Origin of the sequence: Collimonas pratensis (genome assembly GCF_001584185.1) — a bacterium.
Lineage (GTDB): Bacteria > Pseudomonadota > Gammaproteobacteria > Burkholderiales > Burkholderiaceae_D > Collimonas > Collimonas pratensis.
In genome coordinates this window covers 3,373,351-3,393,445 of record NZ_CP013234.1, presented here as the reverse complement: position 1 = coordinate 3,393,445, position 20,095 = coordinate 3,373,351, and the positions used below count along the sequence as shown (strand labels likewise).

At 59.1% G+C, this 20,095-nt stretch carries 17 protein-coding genes; 9 read left to right on the top strand and 8 right to left on the bottom strand.

The genetic code is table 11. The annotated features are described in order from the left end of the window. The first annotated feature begins 159 nt into the window (after nucleotides 1–159). The 4 genes from CPter91_RS15185 (at nucleotide 160) to CPter91_RS15170 (ending at nucleotide 3,871) form a co-directional block, all read left to right on the top strand. Nucleotides 160–618, top strand: coding sequence for a RidA family protein (locus CPter91_RS15185; RefSeq protein ID WP_038488171.1), 459 nt, complete (start codon nucleotides 160–162; stop codon nucleotides 616–618). Between the two features lie 157 nt (nucleotides 619–775). Then, nucleotides 776–1,969, top strand: coding sequence for an aminotransferase-like domain-containing protein (locus CPter91_RS15180; protein ID WP_061941683.1), 1,194 nt, complete (start codon nucleotides 776–778; stop codon nucleotides 1,967–1,969). Nucleotides 1,970–2,086: 117 nt separating this feature from the next. Continuing rightward, nucleotides 2,087–3,118: a threonine aldolase family protein gene (locus CPter91_RS15175; RefSeq protein ID WP_061946279.1), complete on the top strand. Its 1,032-nt coding sequence runs from the start codon at nucleotides 2,087–2,089 to the stop codon at nucleotides 3,116–3,118. Nucleotides 3,119–3,301: 183 nt separating this feature from the next. Continuing rightward, complete coding sequence (locus CPter91_RS15170; RefSeq protein WP_205631607.1) at nucleotides 3,302–3,871, top strand: hypothetical protein; 570 nt, start codon at nucleotides 3,302–3,304, stop codon at nucleotides 3,869–3,871. A gap of 97 nt (nucleotides 3,872–3,968) precedes the next feature. On the opposite strand, the gene parC is transcribed toward CPter91_RS15170, so the two are convergent. From parC to CPter91_RS15155, 3 genes are all read right to left on the bottom strand, one after another. Then, a complete protein-coding gene (gene parC, locus CPter91_RS15165) occupies nucleotides 3,969–6,290 on the bottom strand; it encodes a DNA topoisomerase IV subunit A (RefSeq protein ID WP_061941680.1) in 2,322 nt (773 codons plus the stop codon). 25 nt (nucleotides 6,291–6,315) lie between these two features. Next, complete coding sequence (locus CPter91_RS15160) at nucleotides 6,316–7,176, bottom strand: lytic transglycosylase domain-containing protein (RefSeq protein WP_061941678.1); 861 nt, start codon at nucleotides 7,174–7,176, stop codon at nucleotides 6,316–6,318. A gap of 316 nt (nucleotides 7,177–7,492) precedes the next feature. Further along, on the bottom strand, nucleotides 7,493–9,481 hold the full coding sequence (locus CPter91_RS15155; protein ID WP_061941676.1) for a DNA topoisomerase IV subunit B: 1,989 nt from the start codon (nucleotides 9,479–9,481) through the stop codon (nucleotides 7,493–7,495). An 82-nt stretch (nucleotides 9,482–9,563) separates the two neighbouring features. On the opposite strand from CPter91_RS15155, the gene CPter91_RS26550 reads away from it, so the two are divergent. Beyond that, nucleotides 9,564–9,779, top strand: a complete 216-nt coding sequence (locus tag CPter91_RS26550) for a hypothetical protein (protein WP_150119712.1) — start codon at nucleotides 9,564–9,566, stop codon at nucleotides 9,777–9,779. 52 nt (nucleotides 9,780–9,831) lie between these two features. Further along, nucleotides 9,832–10,677: a response regulator gene (locus CPter91_RS15150; protein WP_061941674.1), complete on the top strand. Its 846-nt coding sequence runs from the start codon at nucleotides 9,832–9,834 to the stop codon at nucleotides 10,675–10,677. A gap of 43 nt (nucleotides 10,678–10,720) precedes the next feature. Here the strand turns inward: CPter91_RS15150 and CPter91_RS15145 are convergent, their stop codons facing one another. Continuing rightward, nucleotides 10,721–11,890, bottom strand: a complete 1,170-nt coding sequence (locus tag CPter91_RS15145; RefSeq protein WP_061941672.1) for a vWA domain-containing protein — start codon at nucleotides 11,888–11,890, stop codon at nucleotides 10,721–10,723. Between the two features lie 7 nt (nucleotides 11,891–11,897). Next, nucleotides 11,898–12,752, bottom strand: coding sequence for an AAA family ATPase (locus tag CPter91_RS15140; RefSeq protein WP_061941670.1), 855 nt, complete (start codon nucleotides 12,750–12,752; stop codon nucleotides 11,898–11,900). Nucleotides 12,753–12,908: 156 nt separating this feature from the next. Between CPter91_RS15140 and CPter91_RS15135 the strand changes: the two genes are divergently transcribed. From CPter91_RS15135 to CPter91_RS15125, 3 genes are all read left to right on the top strand, one after another. Continuing rightward, complete coding sequence (locus CPter91_RS15135) at nucleotides 12,909–15,116, top strand: site-specific recombinase (protein ID WP_061941668.1); 2,208 nt, start codon at nucleotides 12,909–12,911, stop codon at nucleotides 15,114–15,116. Nucleotides 15,117–15,466: 350 nt separating this feature from the next. Next, complete coding sequence (locus CPter91_RS15130) at nucleotides 15,467–15,787, top strand: c-type cytochrome (protein WP_061941666.1); 321 nt, start codon at nucleotides 15,467–15,469, stop codon at nucleotides 15,785–15,787. Nucleotides 15,788–15,799: 12 nt separating this feature from the next. Then, on the top strand, nucleotides 15,800–16,153 hold the full coding sequence (locus CPter91_RS15125; protein WP_061941663.1) for a c-type cytochrome: 354 nt from the start codon (nucleotides 15,800–15,802) through the stop codon (nucleotides 16,151–16,153). A gap of 100 nt (nucleotides 16,154–16,253) precedes the next feature. Here the strand turns inward: CPter91_RS15125 and CPter91_RS15120 are convergent, their stop codons facing one another. The 3 genes from CPter91_RS15120 to CPter91_RS15110 all read right to left on the bottom strand — a co-directional run bounded on the left by CPter91_RS15120 (nucleotide 16,254) and on the right by CPter91_RS15110 (nucleotide 20,054). Then, on the bottom strand, nucleotides 16,254–17,879 hold the full coding sequence (locus CPter91_RS15120; protein WP_061941661.1) for a phosphoethanolamine transferase: 1,626 nt from the start codon (nucleotides 17,877–17,879) through the stop codon (nucleotides 16,254–16,256). A 94-nt stretch (nucleotides 17,880–17,973) separates the two neighbouring features. Then, on the bottom strand, nucleotides 17,974–19,386 hold the full coding sequence (locus tag CPter91_RS15115; RefSeq protein WP_061941659.1) for a heavy metal sensor histidine kinase: 1,413 nt from the start codon (nucleotides 19,384–19,386) through the stop codon (nucleotides 17,974–17,976). Continuing rightward, on the bottom strand, nucleotides 19,383–20,054 hold the full coding sequence (locus CPter91_RS15110) for a heavy metal response regulator transcription factor (RefSeq protein WP_061941658.1): 672 nt from the start codon (nucleotides 20,052–20,054) through the stop codon (nucleotides 19,383–19,385). The genes CPter91_RS15115 and CPter91_RS15110 overlap by 4 nt, the downstream gene beginning before the upstream one ends. Nucleotides 20,055–20,095 lie beyond the last annotated feature (41 nt).

Below are 20,095 nucleotides of genomic sequence, written 5' to 3'. Positions count from 1 at the left end.
TATAACGCTGCACTGGTCGCCAACTCGGCCTGAGGGTGAGATAATTGTTGGCTTCCCCGCCTCAGTAACATGGCCTGAGCCCGGTGTTATCCCATTTACCCTGTCATTGCTGCTGGCGTCACAAGCGTTGGCAAATGATCATATTTTTCGGAGTATCTGATGTCTGTATATGAAAAGTTGCAAGCCCTGAACATCACTTTGCCGGCCGTCGCTGCGCCTGCGGCTGCTTATGTGATGTATGCCCAAAGCGGCAATACGGTCTACCTGTCCGGTCATCTGTCCAAGAAGGACGGCAAGATCTGGGTCGGGCAACTCGGCAAGGACATCACGACCGAAGAAGCCAAGCAGGCCGCACGCGGCATTGCGGTTGACCTGATCGCTACCTTGCAAGCTGCTTGCGGCGGCGATCTGTTGCGCGTCAAACGGGTCGTCAAGCTGATGAGCCTGGTGAACTCGACGCCTGATTTTACGGAGCAGCATCTGGTCACCAACGGTGCCTCCGAACTGATCGGCGAAGTGTTTGGCGAGCAGGGCAAGCATGCCCGTTCCGCTTTCGGTGTGGCACAGCTGCCGTTGGGCGCCTGCGTAGAAATCGAAATGATTGCTGAAATCGAATAAGGCTCGCAGTACTGGTAGCGCTAACCGCGCTGCCGGCCCAGGAGACGGCAGATCATAAGAACCTTGGGCGGTTGCGAATCAGATCCGGCTATGACAATTCATCAGCCGCGGCGATCGACAGCTGCCTCTTAAAACAAGATCACTTGAAGAGAATTGTATGAAAATCGAAAACCCAACCCCGCTGCAATGGCGTTTCTCGGAACGTGCACAGAAGCTGCAAAGCTCGGCCATCCGCGAAATCCTCAAGATCACCATGCGTCCGGAAATCATTTCCTTCGCCGGTGGCTTGCCGTCGCCGGCGACTTTCCCGGTCGAGCGCCTGAAGGTCGCCTTCGACAAGGTCTTGTCGGACCAAGGCAAGGTCGCGCTGCAGTACGGCCCGACCGACGGCTATGGTCCGTTGCGCGAGTGGGTGGCCAATTCGCTGTCGACCGATGGCGCCAAGATCAACGCGAATCAGGTCATGATGACTTCCGGTTCGCAGCAAGGCCTGGATCTGCTGGGCAAAGTGCTGATCGACGAAGGCAGTAAAGTGCTGGTTGAAACGCCAAGTTACCTGGGCGCCTTGCAGGCGTTTTCACTGTACGGTCCCGAATTCGTTTCGGTGCCTAGCGATGACGGCGGCCTGATGCCGGAAACCGTGGCAACCCTGGGCCAGGGCGCACGCATGCTGTATGCCTTGCCGAATTTCCAGAACCCGACCGGCCGTACCTTGTCGGTGGAACGCCGCCAGGCCCTGGTGAATATCTGCGCCCAGCTCGGCTTGCCGCTGATCGAGGACGATCCATACGGCGCTCTCAGCTATCGCGCCGAACCGCTGCCGAAGATGCTCAGCATGAATCCGGGTGGCGTGATCTACATGGGTTCCTTTTCCAAGATTCTGACGCCAGGCATCCGCCTTGGTTACGTGGTCGCCCCGCGCGCGCTGATCGAGAAGATGGAACAGGCCAAGCAAGCCACCGACCTGCACACTTCGCAGCTGACGCAGATGGTGGTGTACGAAACCATCAAGGACGGTTTCCTCGACCAACATATCCCGACCATCCGCAAGCTCTACTCGGACCAGTGCGACGCCATGCTGGATGCGCTGCAGACCTACTTCCCGAGCGGCGTCAGCTGGACTCGCCCGGAAGGCGGCATGTTCATCTGGGTGACCCTGCCTAAGCATATCGACAGCACCAAGCTGTTGGCGGAAGCAGTCGAGCAGCACGTGGCGTTTGTGCCGGGCGGCCCATTCTATGGCAATACGCCGGAACAGCACACGCTGCGCCTGAGCTTCGTCACCGTGCCGCCTGCCAAGATCCGCGAAGGCATCGAGAAGCTGGGCAAGCTGATCGCTTCGAAAATCTAATCAGTTGAGGACAGAGTAATTCGCCACGCTACGGTGGCTCTTAAACACTTGCCGCGCACCTCTGTCCCCAATTTCTTAAAAGGCTGACTGTCCATGGAATCGTTCGTGCCGCCGTCCTTGCAACATTTTGCTTCCGATAACCAGGCTGGTATTTGCCCTGAAGCGCTGGACTATCTGCTGAAGAGCAACGACAGCGGCCACGAACCGTCCTATGGCGACGACGCCTGGACCCAGCGCGTATGCGACCGCATGCGCGATCTGTTTCAGACCGATTGCGAGGTTTTCTTCGTCTTCAATGGCACCGCCGCCAACTCGCTGGCGCTGGCCTCCTTATGCCAGTCGTATCACTCGGTGATCTGCCATGAGCTGGCGCATATCGAAACCGATGAATGCGGCGGCCCCGAGTTCTTTTCCAACGGCTCGAAACTGCTGACCGCCAAGGGTGAAAACGGCAAGCTGACGCCGGATGCGATCGAGGCGCTGGTGACCAAGCGCGCCGACATCCATTACCCGCGGCCGAAAGTGGTCAGCATCACGCAATCGACCGAAGTCGGCACCGTCTACACGGTGGAAGAAGTGCGCGCGATCGCGGCAATCGCCAAGCGGCGGCAGTTACGGGTGCATATGGATGGCGCGCGTTTCGCTAATGCCGTAGCAGCGCTCGATGTCGATCCCTCTGAAATCACCTGGCGCGCCGGTGTCGACGTGCTGTGCTTCGGCGGTACCAAGAACGGCTTGCCGGTCGGCGAGGTTGTCGTTTTCTTCGACAAGAAGCTGGCCGAGGATTTCGCCTATCGCGTCAAGCAGGCAGGCCAGCTGGCGTCCAAGATGCGCTTTATCTCAGCACCGTGGCCGGGCTTGCTGGACAACGACGTCTGGCTGCGCAATGCGCGCCACGCCAATGCCATGGCCAGGCTGCTGCACCAGCGCCTGCTGGACATTGCCGGCGTCAAGGTGTTGTTCGAGCCGCAGGCGAATGCGGTCTTTGCCGAGTTGCCGGATCACGCCGCCAAGGCCATGCGCGCGCGCGGCTGGAAGTTCTATCAGTTTATCGGCGCCGGCGGCTGTCGCCTGATGTGCGCATGGGATACGCAGCAAGAGACGGTAGAGCGGTTCGCTGCCGAATTACGCAGCTTGTGCATCACCTGAGTGCGCGTCGCCGTAATATAGGATGCTGAAGCCGGACCCTTCGTAATGAAGGGGGCCGGTTTTTTTATCTTCAGCACTGTCGTTGACGCCTTGGTTTTTGTAGTGCGATGCGTTTGCAATAGGACGCATCAAATTTTGACAGCAAGCAATCACAATAATTTATCCATAATAAAAAGGGAAATCATGAAAAGGGGTTCATTAATTCTATGCTCGGTGCTGTATGCCGGCGTCTCGGGACTGGCATATGCGCAAATGACGCCGGCAGAAAATACTGCGGCTGATCCGGTCGCATCGCAACCTGAAATGCAGGCGCCAGTGCAAGTGCAAGATGTCGAGAGTCCGGTTCTGCCCAAGCCGCATATCGGAATGCAAGTACCAAAACTGGCGATACACTGGGACTGCAAAGAAGCATGCACGGTGAACGAGAAGGTGGCGCCGTTGATCGAGAAGGGCTACGCCGATGCAGCGATGAAACAAGGCTATGCGGTCTCCGATTCGGAAACCGCAGAAATGGTGATAACCGATTATCGCCAACGTCCGCCAGGTGCGCGCGTCATGTTAGGTTTTTTGGCAGGGCGAGACAGGCTGGGGGTACGGATTGTCTATCACGCGCAAGAGCGCAAGGCAGAAGATTACTACGCCAATTCCTGGCTCGGGATGAATTCGCTGTGCGAGTCGGTAGCGCAGAAAAGCTACTCTGAAATAGTCACGATAGTCAAAGCAGAGCAGGCAAAACCCGCCGCGGCAAATTGAAATAGAAAACAATTGGGGTCAGAGTCGAATTTATTAATTCGACTCTGACCCCAATTTTGTTGGGAAGCGCTCAGCTGGATGCTTCCCGATTGCGGGACTATGGCGTCACTGGTGTGAGGGTGACCGGTTTCAGTTTCGACTCCAGCATTTTTCCTTTGCGGGCGCGTTTGCCGATATGCGGCGCCAGGCCGGAGGCCGAGAGGGCCACTTGCTGCGGCTTGCCGCCGCGGCCGATGCCGGTGACCAGCACGCCGCGCTGGCTGATCGGTTGCGCTGCCAGCAGCTTTTCGTTGGCTTCCAGTTCCATCAGGATCACGCCGCGGCCGCCGTTGCTGAGCGACTTGCATTCATCCAGTCCAAATACCAGCAAGCGGCCTTTTTCCGACAGGCAGGCGATGGCACTGGCGGTGCTGCCGAGTGCTTGCGGCGGCAGCGGCAGGTCGCCTTCGTCCAGAGTGACATAGGCCTTGCCGGCCTTGACCCGGCTCAGCATGTCGCCGAGCTTGGCGGTGAAGCCGTAGCCACCGGAGCTGGCCAGCAGCAAGACGGTATCCAGCGTACCGGCGAAGTAATGCAGGATGCTGCTGCCGTTGGCGAGGTCGATCAGGGTGGTGATCGGGACACCGTCGCCGCGTGCGTTAGGCAAGGTCGCGACCGACACTGAATAGATGCGGCCGTTGGAGCCGAAGGTCAGCAGGTTGTCGACCGTGCGGCACTCGAAGGCGCCGTACAAGGCGTCGCCGGCCTTGAAACCGAACTGGCCGGCGTCATGACCATGGCCGGTGCGTGCCCGCACCCAGCCCTTTTGCGAAATGATGACTGTCACCGGTTCATCGATGATCTTGGTTTCCACCACGGCTTTTTCAGCCGCTTCGATCAGGGTACGGCGGGCATCGCCGAACTGTTTCTGGTCGGTTTCGATTTCCTTGATGATCAAACGCTTCATCGAAGCCGGATTGTCGAGCAGATCTTGCAGCGTGGCTTTTTCGTTGCGCAGTTCAGCCAGTTCTTGCTGGATCTTGATCGACTCCAGGCGCGCCAGCTGACGCAGGCGGATTTCCAGGATGTCTTCCGCCTGGCGGTCGGACAGGTTGAAGGCAGCGATCAGCGCCGGCTTCGGCTCGTCCGATTCGCGGATCAGCTTGATCACCTTATCGATATTCAGCAGGATCGCTTCGCGCCCTTCCAGGATATGGATGCGATCTTCGATTTTCTGCAGCTTGAATTGCGAGCGCCGCGTCACGGTAGTAAAGCGGAAACTGATCCACTCGCGCAAGATCATGCCCAGACCCTTCTGGCGCGGGCGGCCATCGCCGCCGATCATCACCAGATTGATCGAGGCGCTGCTCTCCAGCGAAGTGTGGGCCAACAACATGTTGGTGAATTCGGTCTGGTCGAGGTTCTTGGATTTCGGTTCGAACACCAGGCGTACCGGCGCATCGCGGCCGGATTCGTCGCGCACCGTATCCAGCACCGACAGGATCGATGTCTTGAGCGCGATCTGGTCAGGCGTCAAGGTTTTCTTGCCAAGCTTGATTTTCGGATTGGTCAGTTCTTCGATTTCTTCCAGGATCTTTTGCGACGATGCGCCCGGCGGCAATTCGGTGACCACCGCCTGCCACTGGCCGCGCGCCAAGTCTTCGATTTTCCAGGTGGCGCGCACCTTCAGGCTGCCGCGGCCGCTTTCGTACATCTCGGAAATCGCCGTGGCCGAAGTGATGATCTGGCCGCCGCCCGGGAAATCCGGGCCTGGAATGATTTGCATCAGTTCGGCATGGCTCAGCGCCGGATTACGGATCAGGGCGACAGCCGCCTTGGCTACTTCCTGCAGATTGTGCGATGGAATTTCAGTGGCCAGGCCGACCGCAATCCCCGAGGCGCCGTTCAGCAGGACGAAAGGCAGGCGCGCCGGCAGCAATTTCGGTTCTTCGGTGGAGCCGTCGTAGTTGGGCTGGAAATCGACCGTGCCCATGTCGATTTCTTCCAGCAGCAGACGGGCGATCGGCGTTAGGCGCGCTTCGGTATAACGCATCGCCGCAGCGCCGTCGCCATCGCGCGAACCGAAATTGCCCTGGCCGTCGACCAGTGGGTAGCGCAAAGAGAAATTCTGGGTCATGCGCACCAGCGCGTCATATACCGACTGGTCGCCATGCGGATGCAGCTTACCCAGTACGTCGCCCACCACCAGCGCCGACTTGCGCGGCTTGGCGGCGGCGTTCAGGCCGAGTTCGCTCATCGCATACAGGATGCGGCGCTGAACCGGCTTCTGGCCATCGGAGACGTCAGGCAAGGCGCGGCCCTTGACTACCGAAATGGCGTAGTCGAGATAGGCGCGTTCAGCAAAGGTGGCAAGGGTTAAAGATTCAGCGTCCGGGGTTGGTGCATCTGGTGTGGCAAACAGATCGTTTTGGTCGGTCATGGAGAGTCGTAAATGATTCGGGCGGTTATTCGATTAAAGGGGTGGTCGCGGCGGGCAGCGCTGCCGCTGGCGGAATCAGGCCGACGGCGGGTGCCGGCGCGCTGGCGCCTGGCATGCTGCGACGGCCGGGAATCACCAGCTGGATGCGTTTCAGGCCGGCGCCGCCGGTGCCGCCGGCTTGCGCCAGGGTTGGCTGGTACAGCTGGTAAAACTGGCGCACCAGCTGCACGTAATTGCGCGTTTCCGGATAGGGCGGTATCTGATTCTTATACTTTTGCACGGCGCCTTCGCCGGCATTATACGAGGCGATCACCAGCTCTTGCTGGGCCGGATAGAGTTTGAGCAGGTCGCGCAGATAGCGCGCGCCGAGGCGGATATTGGTGCGCGGGTCGGTCAGTTTCTGCTCGATCGGCTTTTTCTTGTCGCCGCTCAGGCCGTAGCGTTCCGCGGTAGCCGGCATGATCTGCATCAGGCCGATCGCACCCTTGGGCGAGACGGCGCCGGGATTGAAGCCGGATTCGGCCGCCATCACTGCCTTCAGCAAGGCCGGATCGAGCGCAAATTCCTGCGCCGCCTGATCCACCAGCTGTTCGTATTTTTTCAGGTTGGGATGCTGCGACAGATAACGGAACAAGGGACTGTTGCGCACCGCCGGATCGAGCGGTTTCTCGCTCTTGCTGGTGAGCTGGGATGAATCGAAAGCGCCGTCGCCGCGCATGAACAGCTGATAGCGCTCATCCAGCTTTTCTGTCGAAAAATGGCCCATGCCGTCGCCATCGATATAGCCGAAGATATCCGCGCGCGCACTGGTGACGGAAGTCAGCAATGCGAACGTCAGCAGTGTAGCTGTAAGGAGTTGGCCCAAATGACGGCGAAACGGATTCATCTGTTAGGGCTGGCCACGCTTCGAGCGTATGGCGTTACGGTATTTCATTAAAAACAATATCCTTTGTATCGGCAGGTTCTGGAGTGAACTGCGGTAAAACTCATGCGCATGGACAGGGCGGCTGCCCTTGCTGCTGCAGGGACGCAGTTGCAGGAAAGATCGGTTGAGCGCTGACAACCCGGCATACCGGGTCACGGCTGTTGCATCTATAAAGCAGCGCTCATGATAATACGTTTCGCCGTTATGGATGGCCGACGGTAAAATTGTTACTAATATTGCCATCTGTCAACATTTCTTGCCGGCCGTCCCACCGCCCTCAGATATCCGCCTCGGCCTCGTTCCCATGTTCTTCGATCCAGGCGCGCCGTGCTGCCGCTTCGCCTTTGCCCATCAGCATATTGAAGCGATTTTCCGAGGCTTCCAGATCGAAATTGCCAAGCGAAACCGGCAGCAGGCGCCGGGTATCCGGATTCATCGTGGTTTCCCACAATTGCTCGGCGTTCATCTCGCCCAGACCTTTGAAGCGCGAAATCGACCAGGCCGTATCCTTGACGCCATCCTTGCGCAGCTTATCTTCGATCGCTTCCAGTTCGCCGTCGTCCAGGGCGTAGATCTTTTGCGCCGGCTTCTTGCCGCGCGCCGGGGCATCGACCCGGTACAGCGGCGGCCGCGCGATGCAGATGTTGCCGCGGTCGATCAGTTGCGGGAAATGGCGGAAGAACAAGGTCAGCAGCAGTACCTGGATGTGTGAGCCGTCGACGTCCGCATCGGACAGGATGCAGATCTTGCCATAGCGCAGACCGCTGAAATCGATGGTGTCGGTCTTGCTGTGCGGATCGACGCCGATGGCGACGGCGATGTCGTGGATTTCATTGTTGGCGAACAGGCGGTCGCGCTCGGTTTCCCAGGAATTGAGCACCTTGCCGCGCAACGGCAGGATCGCCTGGAATTCTTTGTCGCGCCCCATTTTCGCCGAGCCGCCGGCGGAATCGCCCTCGACCAGAAACAGTTCATTGCGGGTGATATCGCTGGATTCGCAATCGGTCAGCTTGCCCGGCAAGACGGCGACGCCGGAAGATTTCTTCTTCTCGACTTTTTGTGCTGAGCGCAGGCGGTTCTGGGCCTGCTTGATGACCAGGTCGGCCAGCTTCTTGCCGTATTCGACGTGCTGGTTCAGCCACAGTTCCAGCGCAGGGCGGGTATAGGCCGAGACCAGCCGCACCGCGTCGCGCGAATTCAGGCGTTCCTTGATCTGGCCCTGGAACTGCGGGTCCAGCACCTTGGCCGACAAGACAAAGGAGACACGCGCAAACACGTCTTCCGGCAACAGCTTGACGCCCTTGGGCAACAGCGAATGCATTTCGACGAAGCTCTTGACCGCGCCGAACAAGCCTTCGCGCAAGCCCGATTCGTGGGTGCCGCCAGCCGAAGTCGGGATCAGGTTGACATAAGATTCGCGTACGATGGCGCCATCCTCAGTCCAGGCTACCACCCAGGCTGCACCTTCGCCCTCGGCAAAACCTTCGGCGTCGGCATTGGCGTATTGCTCGCCTTCGAACAACGGGATCAGCGGTTCGGCATTCGACGATTGCGCCAGCGATTCCATCAGGTAGCCACGCAAGCCCTGGTCGTATTGCCAGGTCTGACTGTCGCCCGTCTTGGCGTTGAGCAGCGTCACCTTGACGCCCGGCAGCAGCACTGCCTTGGAACGCAGCAGGCGCTGCAGTTCCGGTTGCGAGATAGCTGGCGAATCAAAGTATTTCGGATTCGGCCAGGCGGTGACGCGGGTGCCGGATTTCTTGTCGTCGCGCCCAATCGGCCGTGATTTCAGCTTTTCAATCACATCGCCGTCGGCAAACACCATGTGATGTACGCCAGCTTCGCGCCACACTGTAATCTCCAGACGCGAGGAGAGGGCGTTGGTGACCGAGACGCCGACGCCATGCAGGCCGCCGGAAAAGGAATAGGCGCCGCCGCTGCCTTTGTCGAACTTGCCGCCGGCGTGCAAGCGGGTGAACACGATTTCCACCGTCGGCACTTTTTCTTCAGGATGCATGCCGACCGGAATGCCGCGGCCATCGTCTTCGACGCTGACGCTGCCGTCGGTGTTCAGGGTCACCAGGATATTTTTGCAATAGCCGCCGAGCGCTTCATCCGAGGCGTTGTCGATCACTTCCTGGATGATATGCAACGGATTTTCGGTGCGGGTGTACATGCCTGGGCGTTGCTTGACCGGCTCCAGGCCCTTCAGTACACGGATCGATGATTCGCTATAGTCGGATTGCGGTGATTTTTTGGTTGCCATTCAGTCGGTTCAGGTAAATGTGAAATATTGTTAATTTGCAACTAAATTCGGGATTGCTGGTTATTATCCTGACCGCATTCTAATGAAAAAGCAGCCGGGGCGGGCACAATGTGCGCTTGCAATAAATGGATTTGCGATCTGGCCCGGAAGTTGCAAGCTGTTGCGCGCCATGCCGCGGAAATCAGGTGGCTGGCCTGTAGCCGGGATTGCTGCCAATTTTTTGGGAAGTTTATTGGAAATCAGCAATAAAATGTTGTTGTTTTTGCACAGTGTATTGATAAAAATAAAAGCTAAATAAAGACGCTGCTATGATGGTTTCGTCGAGATCCGCGCAACAGGGGCATATAAAAATGAAAAATCATCACGCACCATTCGCCATCCGTTTCATCGGGTTTTCTGCGCGGGAAATTAATATTTTCGACGCCACATTCTCGGTCGAGCAAAATCGCCAGAAACAGTATTTTCGCCTATTCGCGGACAGCCTGCAGGAACCCGACCTGTATCTGGTCAATTCCGACGACCTGAAAGCGCTGGCGATGCTGGCCGACATGGAACCGAATAACTTGCGGCCGGCGCTGCTGGTCGGGACGCCGCATGTGGATCTGCCGTTCACCAATGTCGAGCGGCCGATCCGCTGGCTCAAGCTGTTCGATGCGCTGGATACCTTGATGGAGCGGCGCCTGGTCATGCTGGCCAAGCAGAATCCGGCCGATGCCGCGCTGGTGAACAATGTGCCTGAGCGGCGCCGGCGCGAACGCCTTGACCTCGACCTCACCGATCCGCAGGAATACGAGCGCATGCGCAACAAGGCGCCGCAAAGCGACCGCATCCTGGTGATCGACAATCAATCAACCTTCCGCGACGACCTGGCGATGGCCATGGCGCATCATGTGGTGCCGGTCGAATGGGCGGGCAGTCCGGACGCGGCGGCAGAAGTCTACACGCGGCTCAGCATTTCCGTGGTGCTGATCAACCCCAGGCTGGCGCAGATCGATCCCTATGCACTATGCAGCAACATCAAACAGCAGCACAAGAAGACCCGGGTAGCCGTGGTTTTTTTGAGCGACAAGGATTTCAGCTACGACCAGGCGCGCGCCAGCGAAGCCGGCTGCGACGGCTTTCTGAACCGTCATCTTGAACAGCCGCAGATCCTGCTGGCACTGGGAAAATTCCTGTCGATGCGGGACCGGGTTTAGCAAGCATCACAAAAATCGCCGGTTCGGCGATTTTCATTCCTGCTTATTTGCTTAACAAGCGCATACCGCGTTCCAAGCCATCCATGGTCACTGGAAACATACGGTTGCTCATCAACTGCCGTATCACTTCCACCGATTGCCGGTACTGCCACAAGCCCTCAGGTTCCGGATTGAGCCAGATGAACTTGGGAAAGGCGCGGGTGAAGCGCTGCAGCCATTCGGCGCCGGCCTCTTCGTTGTTGTACTCAACCGAGCCGCCGGGCTGCAGGATTTCATAGGGACTCATGGTGGCGTCGCCGACAAAGATCAGCTTGGTGTCCGGCGTGTACTTGCGCAAGATTTCCCAGGTCGGGAAACGTTCGGCATGGCGGCGCTGGTTGTTTTTCCACACGTAGTCGTAGACGCAATTGTGGAAATAGAAAAACTCCATGTTCTTGAATTCGGTCTTGGCGGCGCTGAACAGTTCTTCGGTGCGGGCGATATGATCGTCCATGGTGCCGCCGACATCCAGCAGCATCAGCACCTTGATATTGTTCTTGCGCTCCGGCCGCATCTTGATGTCGAGGTAGCCGGCATTGTGGGCGGTGGCGCGGATGGTGTCGTCCAGCGCCAGTTCTTCGGCGATGCCTTCGCGCGCGAACTTGCGCAGGCGACGCAGGGCGACCTTGATGTTGCGCGTGCCCAGTTCACGCTCATCGTCATAATCTCGGTAGGCGCGCGCATCCCACACCTTGACCGCGGTGCGGTTGCCGCCGCTGCCGCCGATGCGGATGCCTTCGGGATTGCTGCCACCGTGGCCGAATGGCGACGTGCCGCCGGTGCCTATCCACTTGTTGCCGCCTTCGTGCCGGCCTTTTTGCTCTTCCAGCAATTCCTTGAGGCGGTCCATCAGCTTGTCATAGCCGAACTTTTCCAGCTGTGCCAGTTGCTCCGGCGACAATTCGCGCTTCATGCGCTGCACCAGCCAGTCCAGCGGGACCTCGGCATTCTTTTCGAAGATGGTCTGGATGCCTTTGAAGTAACGCCCGAAAGCCTGGTCGAACTTGTCGAAGTGGGCCTCGTCCTTGACCAGCGTGGTGCGCGCCAGATAATAAAAATTATCCAGTGTCGGTTCAATCACCTTCTTTTGCAGCGCTTCCAGAAGGATCAGGAATTCCTTGATCGATACCGGGACCTTGGCGTCTTTCAGGGTGAAGAAGAAATCGATCAGCATATCTAGACTATCGGTTCTTTCTTGCCATGAAAACCAGGCGCTCGAACAGGTGCACGTCCTGTTCGTTCTTCAGCAAGGCGCCATGCAAGGGCGGCACCACGGCCTTGGCGTCGCTGCTGTGCAGCGCTTCCGGCGGAATGTCTTCCGCCAGCAGCAGCTTGAGCCAGTCCAGCAGTTCGGAAGTGGATGGCTTCTTTTTCAAGCCGGCCACATCGCGCACCTGATAAAAGGTTTCCAGCGCCTGCGCCAGCAAGTCCTTTTTCAAATGCGGGAAGTGGACGTTGACGATCTCTTGCATGGTCGCCTTGTCCGGAAACTTGATGTAATGGAAAAAGCAGCGGCGCAGGAAGGCGTCCGGCAATTCCTTTTCATTGTTGGAGGTGATGATCACCAGCGGCCGATGCTTGGCGCGCACCATTTCACGTGTTTCGTAGACGTAAAATTCCATGCGGTCGAGCTCGCGCAGCAAATCGTTGGGGAACTCGATGTCCGCTTTGTCGATCTCATCAATCAGCAACACCACTTGTTCGTCCGCGTTGAAGGCCTGCCAGAGGACGCCCTTGACGATGTAATTGTGAATGTCCTTGACCCTGGCGTCGCCCAGCTGGGAGTCGCGCAGGCGCGACACGGCATCGTACTCGTACAGGCCCTGCTGGGCTTTCGTGGTCGATTTGATATGCCATTGCATCAAGGGCATGTTGAGCGCGGCGGCAACTTCTTCCGCCAGCATGGTTTTGCCGGTGCCTGGCTCGCCCTTGATCAGCAGCGGCCTTTGCAGCGTCAAGGCGGCATTAACGGCCAGTTTCAGGTCGTCGGTAGCGACGTAACTGGCGGAACTTTCAAAACGTGTCTCGGATTGCATCGTGGATAGTCATGTGTAGGCAAATAAAACCGAGTATAAACGAGATGGCCAATTGGCTGGCCCCGACGGCTCCCAACTTAACAGTGTTAAAACGTTGCCATGGTAATCAGGCAACATGTCTCCACCGTCATCTAAATAGCCAATGAGCGATAGTCAATGAAATTTCTTCTTCTCCGTCTGCGCGTGATGTGGCGCCGGTTTCGACATGGCGAGCAACGCCAGGCAGATAGCCTGCACTACACCCGGCAAGTTGACGCTTTGATGCGTCGCGCCAATCCCTTTTCCGCATGGCAGGAACGCGCCGACTGGATCATCGACGTGGTCCACTGGCTGCGTCACGTGCCGAAGGTATCCATGCTGGACGATGAAGCCAGGCTGCGCTTCCGGCAAGAACGTTTGCGGTTCCTGCTGGAATGGCTGGACAGCAATCGCGACCTGCGCCGGGTGGTCCAGGCCACTTTGCAGAAAACCTTGCGCGAAGCCGCCGGGCCGGAGCTGTTTTGCGCCACCGGCCTGCCGCATGAGCCTGCCTTCTTCAGCGAACTGTCCGAGCATATCGTCAAGCTGGTGCTGCCCAAGCCGCCGTTCGAGGCGGATTTGTCGGCCCTGTTCACCGTACTGTTTCCAACCCAGGAAGATGCCGACTGGTTGCTGGCGCTGGACCGCGACAGCGTGGCGCAGCTGTGGAAGCTGATGGCCGACGACGGCATCGCCCACAGCTATCAGCATCAGATCGACGAAGCGCTGATCTATCTTGCCACCATGGTGCTGGCGGACGGCATCAGCAAGGCCTTCCGCCAGAAGCTGGACCCCAAGATGCCGCTGCAGGCAACACCGTTCATGGTGCTGCGGCGCGAGCTGGAAACCTATTTGTACGTCAGTCCGCGCGATGAAGCGGCCTTGCGCAGCGTGCGCATGCTGATCGCCGTCTGCCAGGCGCAGACCGATCGTATCTATGCCCATCTGGACGAGCATGGCGTCTCGGTCAGCCTGGTCTACCGGGTCGAGCGCATGCGCGCCCAGCTGACGCGCATGGCCTTGCTGGCCGATATGCGCTCCATGATCTACAGCAATGGCCATGGCGGCCAGCAGGGCGAGCCAGGCGCCGGCCAGGTGCAAGCCTTGCTGGGCGACCTGATCGCAGCGCATCATCAGCGTTCTTCGGTGCGCGGCCTGATCCAGCGCAGCTTCTCGCTGCTGGCGCGCAAAATGGTCGAACGCAATGCCGACCATGGCGAACACTACATCGCGCGCGACAGCAAGGAATACCGGGCGATGCTGAAAGCCGCCGGCCGCGGCGGCGTCATCACGGCGTTCACCGTGCTCGGCAAATCGCTGGTGACGGGACTCGGTGCGGCCCGTTTCTTCGAAGGTATTTTTGCATCGCTCAACTATGCTGTCAGCTTCATGGCGATTTCCGCCGTCGGCGGCGTCCTGGCCACCAAGCAGCCGGCGGTCACGGCGCCGGTGCTGGCGTCCAAGATGGGACAGCTGGATACGGTCGAGGGCCTGCGTGCCTTGCTGACGGAAATTGCCCAGCTGCTGCGTTCCCAGGCTGCAGCGGTATTCGGCAACCTGATGGGGGTGATTCCGGTGATGCTGCTGATTTCCGGCTTGATTATGCTGAGCACCGACGCTCCCATGATGACGGCGGAACACGCGCGCGCCAGCCTGCACAGCTTGTCGGTGATCGGGCCGACGCCCTTGTTTGCCGCTTTCACCGGCATCCTGCTGTGGCTATCGAGCCTGGCTTCAGGCTTTGCCGATAACTGGTTTGCCTTGCGCCGCCTGCGTGAAGCGCTGGCGCAGCAGCGTCGCCTGGTGTATGTGCTGGGGGCGATGCGGGCCGAACGCTGGGCCGGCTGGCTAGACCGCAATGTGGCGCAGATTGCCGGCAATCTCTCTCTAGGCTTATTGCTGGGGATGACGCCGGTGCTGGCGCAATTCTTCGGCCTGCCGCTGGATGTGCGGCATGTGACGCTGGCTACCGGCAGCCTGACCGCTGCCGCCAGCAGCCTCGGCTGGGAAGTGCTGGCGGCGCCGCAGTTCTGGCTGGCGGTGGCCGGTATCGCCAGTATCGGCGTCTTGAACGTCGGCGTCTCATTTGCCTGCGCGCTGACGCTGGCCCTGCGTGCGCGCGACGTACCGGCGCGCATCCGCAGGCTGGTGTTCCGCGCCGTACTGCGCCGGTTCAGCGCCTCGCCGCGTTTCTTCCTGTTCCCTGAAGCGGCTGCATCCAAGCCGGAGGCGCCGGTAGAATCGGATGCCGCCGATACGGCCAGCGACGATACCCGGCAGGCTGACGTTGGACGGCAGCCGGAATCGACGCCGCCGGACCGGCATCCCGGCAGCCGTCACGGCTGACACAGCTTCCCTGCTGAAAAAAAAGCCGGCAGCGAACAACTCCTGTCAAAAGTGGGCAATTCCTTGGAAAAACAAGATCCCGGCAGCCGCTTTGGGCGCGCTGCCGACGCTGCCGGGGCAACGTCGGCGGGCGTGGACTCTGCATGTTTCTTGGGGTAAAATTAGCCGGTTTTGGTGTAGGGTGGCGACGGCGGTCGGCGTCAGGCAGGGCTACCTTATTCCTTGCCTGCGCAGTATATGCAATGCAGCATAGGTCCTAGTGCCTTGCTTGCGCTGTCTATCTCCTGGCATTTGAGGCAGTATTCGTGGCAGTTTCGAATAAACGTTTTCGCTACAATTACCCAGCTACTATGAAAAAACTAATTGCTCTTCTCGCGCTTGCGGGTCTTGCCAACATGGCCGCGGCAGCGGATGTGGTCGGCAATGCCAAGGCAGCGGAAAACAAGATATCCATGTGTATCGGCTGCCATGGCATTCCCGGCTACAAAGCCACCTTCCCGGAAGTCTATCAAGTGCCTATGCTAGGCGGGCAGTCGGCGAAATACATCGAAAATGCACTAGTCGCCTATAAAAAGGGCGATCGCAAGATGCCAACCATGCGCGGCATCGCGGCCAGCTTGTCCGAGCAGGACATGGCGGATATTGCGGCTTACTACTCGCAGCAAAAATAAGGGACCCACACAATGAAAAAGATTCTTGCTGGCGTGGTGTTTCTGCTGTCCACCAGCGCATTCGTGAATGCCCATGCGGCTGGTAATATCGCCGCCGGTGAAGCGGCGACGAAAAAATATGCCTGCGCCTCCTGCCATGGCGCCGATTTCCACAGCCCGATCGATCCCAGCTATCCGAAGCTGGCCGGCCAGCCGCAGGATTATCTGCAGCACGCCCTGATCGCTTATCAGCGCGGCGGCGACGGTCCTAACGGCCGCAGCAATGCCATCATGGGCGGCCAGGCCAAGGCCTTGTCGCATCAGGATGTGCAAGACATTGCTGCTTATCTGCACAGCCTGCCGACGACGCTGGTGCTGCGCAAGTAAATACAGCGCTGGCCATCGGCCTGAGCGAGACACATAGCCGTGCAATCACCGTTGCACGGCTTTTTTACGTCCGCATTGGCCGCAGCGATGCGACGCCGGCTTAACCGGGCCGATAAGGCAAGCCATTGATCAGGCGTTGCCGCGGGCTGAACCGGTTGTGCATGATGTCCAGCGTCGGATCGGAATAGGCTGATTCGAGTTTCAGCAGGCCGAGGATGGTGTGGTCCAGGTCGTCGCTCTGGTAGCTGCGCGGTTCCAGCATGGCGCGGCCCGGCGCGCCGGCAATCTTCGGCTGGCTGTTCCAGATCAGCATCGGCACCTGATAACCGGATTCGTCTTCGGAGGAATGGCCGGCATGGTCGCGTGTGTGCCCGACTTCTTGCCCATGGTCTGAAATGAAGAGCAACGCCGCGGCCTGACCGGAGCCTTTTTCGGCAACGCGCCGGATCAGGCTGCCGAGCACATAGTCGTTATACAAAATGGCATTGTCGTACTCGTCTCGCAGATCCTGTATCCGCGTAGATCGGTCGGCCTTTTGCAATGATGTGGAGACGGCGTCGCTGACGCCGTCAAACGCGGCGAACTCTTTGGGATAGCGCATGTCGTAGGTCGGGTGGGCGCCGAGCATATGAACGATGATGAATTTTCGCGGCGCCTTGTCGGCCAGCGCCTGCTCGAAGTGCGGCAGCAGGTTGCCATCCAGATTATTTTCGCCCCGTCCCGCTCCCTTGTTGATGAAGACTGACTTGTCGGCTTGTCCGGCGATCAGGCCGATCCAGCCGTCGCCTATGTACTGGTTGGACAGCCAGAAGGTCTTGTAGCCGGCATGCCTGGCCAGCGCCACCACATCTGGACTCTTGTTCCACAAGTCGGGCTGTTCGAGATCGGCAGGGGTCAGCATTTTCATCAGTGAACCAAGGGTGGTCGCTTCCGGCGACAGCACGTCGCTGAAGACCAGCAATTCGCCGCTAATCGCATCGAGTAACGGTGTCGTCGTGCGCGGGTAGCCGTAAAGCGACATGTTTGCGCGATTGATGCTTTCGCCGATCACCAGGATAACTGTCCGTTCCGTTTCTCCGGTATAGCTGACAAGCCATTGTTCGCGCTTGCTCATGTTGCGGGCGATCTCGTCCTGCATGTTCTGCAGGTTTGCCACTTGCAGGCGATAGTCCAGCAGGCGCAGCGGCCAGAACAAGACTGGATTTTCCTTGGCCATGGTGGGATTGAAGTGCAGGGCAATAAAAATGGAAAATGCCGTAACGATCAGCGTTTTACCTCTCCAGCCGCCGCGGGCATGTGCCAGGCCTGCTTCTTGTCTGCGCAGTTGGCGTTCGGCCAGAATGGCTAGCAACAGCAGCGCAAGAAAGATGACTGCCGCTTTACTCAGGCCGAGATAATTGTGCAGGAAAAACTCTTGCGTCTCGCCGCTGTCAGTATTTAGCATGGCTTGCAGCACCAGTGCATGGTTCGGACGCAGGCCGAAATAGTCGCGCAGGAAGCCTTTGATGGCGGCGTCCGTGAAGAACAGCAGGTAGATAACGATGGACAGCGCGGACACTGCACGCAGGCGCGGCCGGCCAAGCATGAAAAGCCCCGCCAGGCCGAAGACAGCGGTAGTCATCAAGACAGCGGATTTTGCAAATTCGTTAGAACTGATCAGGCCCAGTCCCCAGAACAGGCCAAGTCCGGCCAGCCCGATCAAGAGGCGCTTGCTTAAAAATTTCATGCTACGGTTCTTCCGCCGGAATGCAGGTTAAATCGCTGGGCCAGGTGTTAAAACAAGACAAAGATGTGCATGCTGTGTTTGTAAAAATCTATCCTCAGACATCTGGGGGCTTGGGGAAGTTCAAGGTGAACACGGTCATATGGTCTGCCGAGCGGCTGAGTTCTACCTGGCCGCCGTGCAGCTTCATGATGGACTGCACGATGGCCAAGCCAAGTCCGGCCGACGAGGCGGAATCGCTGCGGGCCGGATCGGCGCGATAGAAACGGTCGAACAGGCGCGGAATGGCCGCTTCGGCAATCTGCGGACCGGGATTGCTGATGGTGATGCAGGTGCTGTGCGGCTGCTGGCTGGCTTCCATCCGGACCACCTGGCCGGGCGCTGTATAGCGGATCGCATTGGCGACCAGGTTACCGATGGCGCGCCGCAACAGCATCGGGTCGGCCAGCATGTTGCCGGAGGCGGCGATGCTCAGGCGCACGCCGCCGTCCTCTGCCACGCCTTCAAAGTAATCAGCGATGCGCTGCAATTCCTGATGGCAGTCGAGCTGCTCGCGGGCGACGGCGACATGCGCATTGTCGGCACGCGCCAGGAACAGCATGTTGTCCAGCATGCGCGCCAGCCGCTCGTATTCCTCGACATTCGACACCAGTAGCCCCTGATACTCTTCCACATTCCTTGGCTGCGCCAGCGCCACCTGGGTTTGCACCATCAGGTTGTTGATCGGCGTGCGCAAATCGTGCGCCAGGTCGGCAGAAAACTGCGACAGCCGCTGAAAGCTGTCATGCAGGCGATCCAGCATGCTGTTGAAAGCCAGCACCAGCTGTTGCAATTCATACGGCGCACTGGCGACGTCTAGGCCGCGGTCAAGGCGCTGGGCAGTAATCGAATGCGCCTGCCGGGCGATCAGGCGGGTTGGGCGCAAGCCGCGCCGCACCAGCACATATCCCAGCAAGGCGGACAGCAGCGCGCCACATACCGCAGCGCCGACAATCTGGCTGCGGTAGCTGTCCAGCATGGCCACGCTGTCGCTGACATTGTGGGCGACGATAATCTGCACCTGTTCGCCGCTGCGGTCGATCTTGCCCCATAGTGCCGTGGCCCGCACCGGCATGCCGGCGGAGGTGCGCAGGTTTTTTCTGGATTGTTGACCGGGAGTCTGGTCGATGGCGCTGAGCGGCAGCGCCGGCAGGTTGCCGGCCGCGGGTTGCGTATCCAGCAGCGGCGCGCCATCGGCGCTGCGCAATATCAATAACAGATCGTTGTGACCGAGCGCGGCATCCATGAACAGGTGCGGATCGTCGCGAATCGCTTGCACGGACCCGGCCTTGCCGACCAGATGCTGCATCAGCGCGACCTTACCCAGCAATTCCTGATCGTCATGGCTTTCCAGCTGGCGCGCCAGGGAATAGTACAGATAGCTGCCGACCAGGGTAAACGTGAGCAAGGTCGCCAGCGCAAACAATGCCGCCAGGCGTACCGTCAGCGAGCGTGGCGCCCATGGTTTCAAGTGCGGTCCTCCAGCACGTAGCCCATGCCGCGCACGGTGTGTATCAGCGGCCGAGCATAGGGCTCGTCGATCTTGATGCGCAAGCGGCGGATGGCGACATCGACCACATTGGTGTCGCTGTCGAAATTCATGTCCCATACCTGGGAAGCGATCAGCGAGCGCGACAGCACCTCGGTCTGGCGCTTGGCCATCAGGTACAGCAGGGAAAATTCCTTGGTGGTGAGATCGATCCGCTCGCCGCCGCGGGTGACGCGGCGTTTCATGACGTCGATTTCCATGTCGGCGATCTGCAGGGTGTCGGATTCGCGGATCGGGCCACGCCGCAGCAGTGTGCGGATGCGCGCCACCAGTTCGGCAAATGCGAATGGCTTGACCAGATAATCGTCGGCGCCGAGTTCCAAGCCTTTGATGCGGTCCTCGACTTCATCGCGCGCGGTCAGGAACAGCACTGGCGTCGCATGGGTCTTGCGCAATTCGCGAATCACCAGCCAGCCGTCCATGCCGGGCAGCATGACGTCCAGCACGATCAGGTCGTAGTTTTCCGAGGTGGCGCAATGCAGGCCGTCAGCGCCGGTCTGCACCCAGTCGACCACGTAGCCGGATTCTGTCAATCCTTTGCGCAGGTATTCGCCAGCCTTGAGTTCATCTTCTACCAGCAGGATACGCATGTTTCATCCTTCTGCCTTCTGTTGTCTGGGTTGAACCCCGA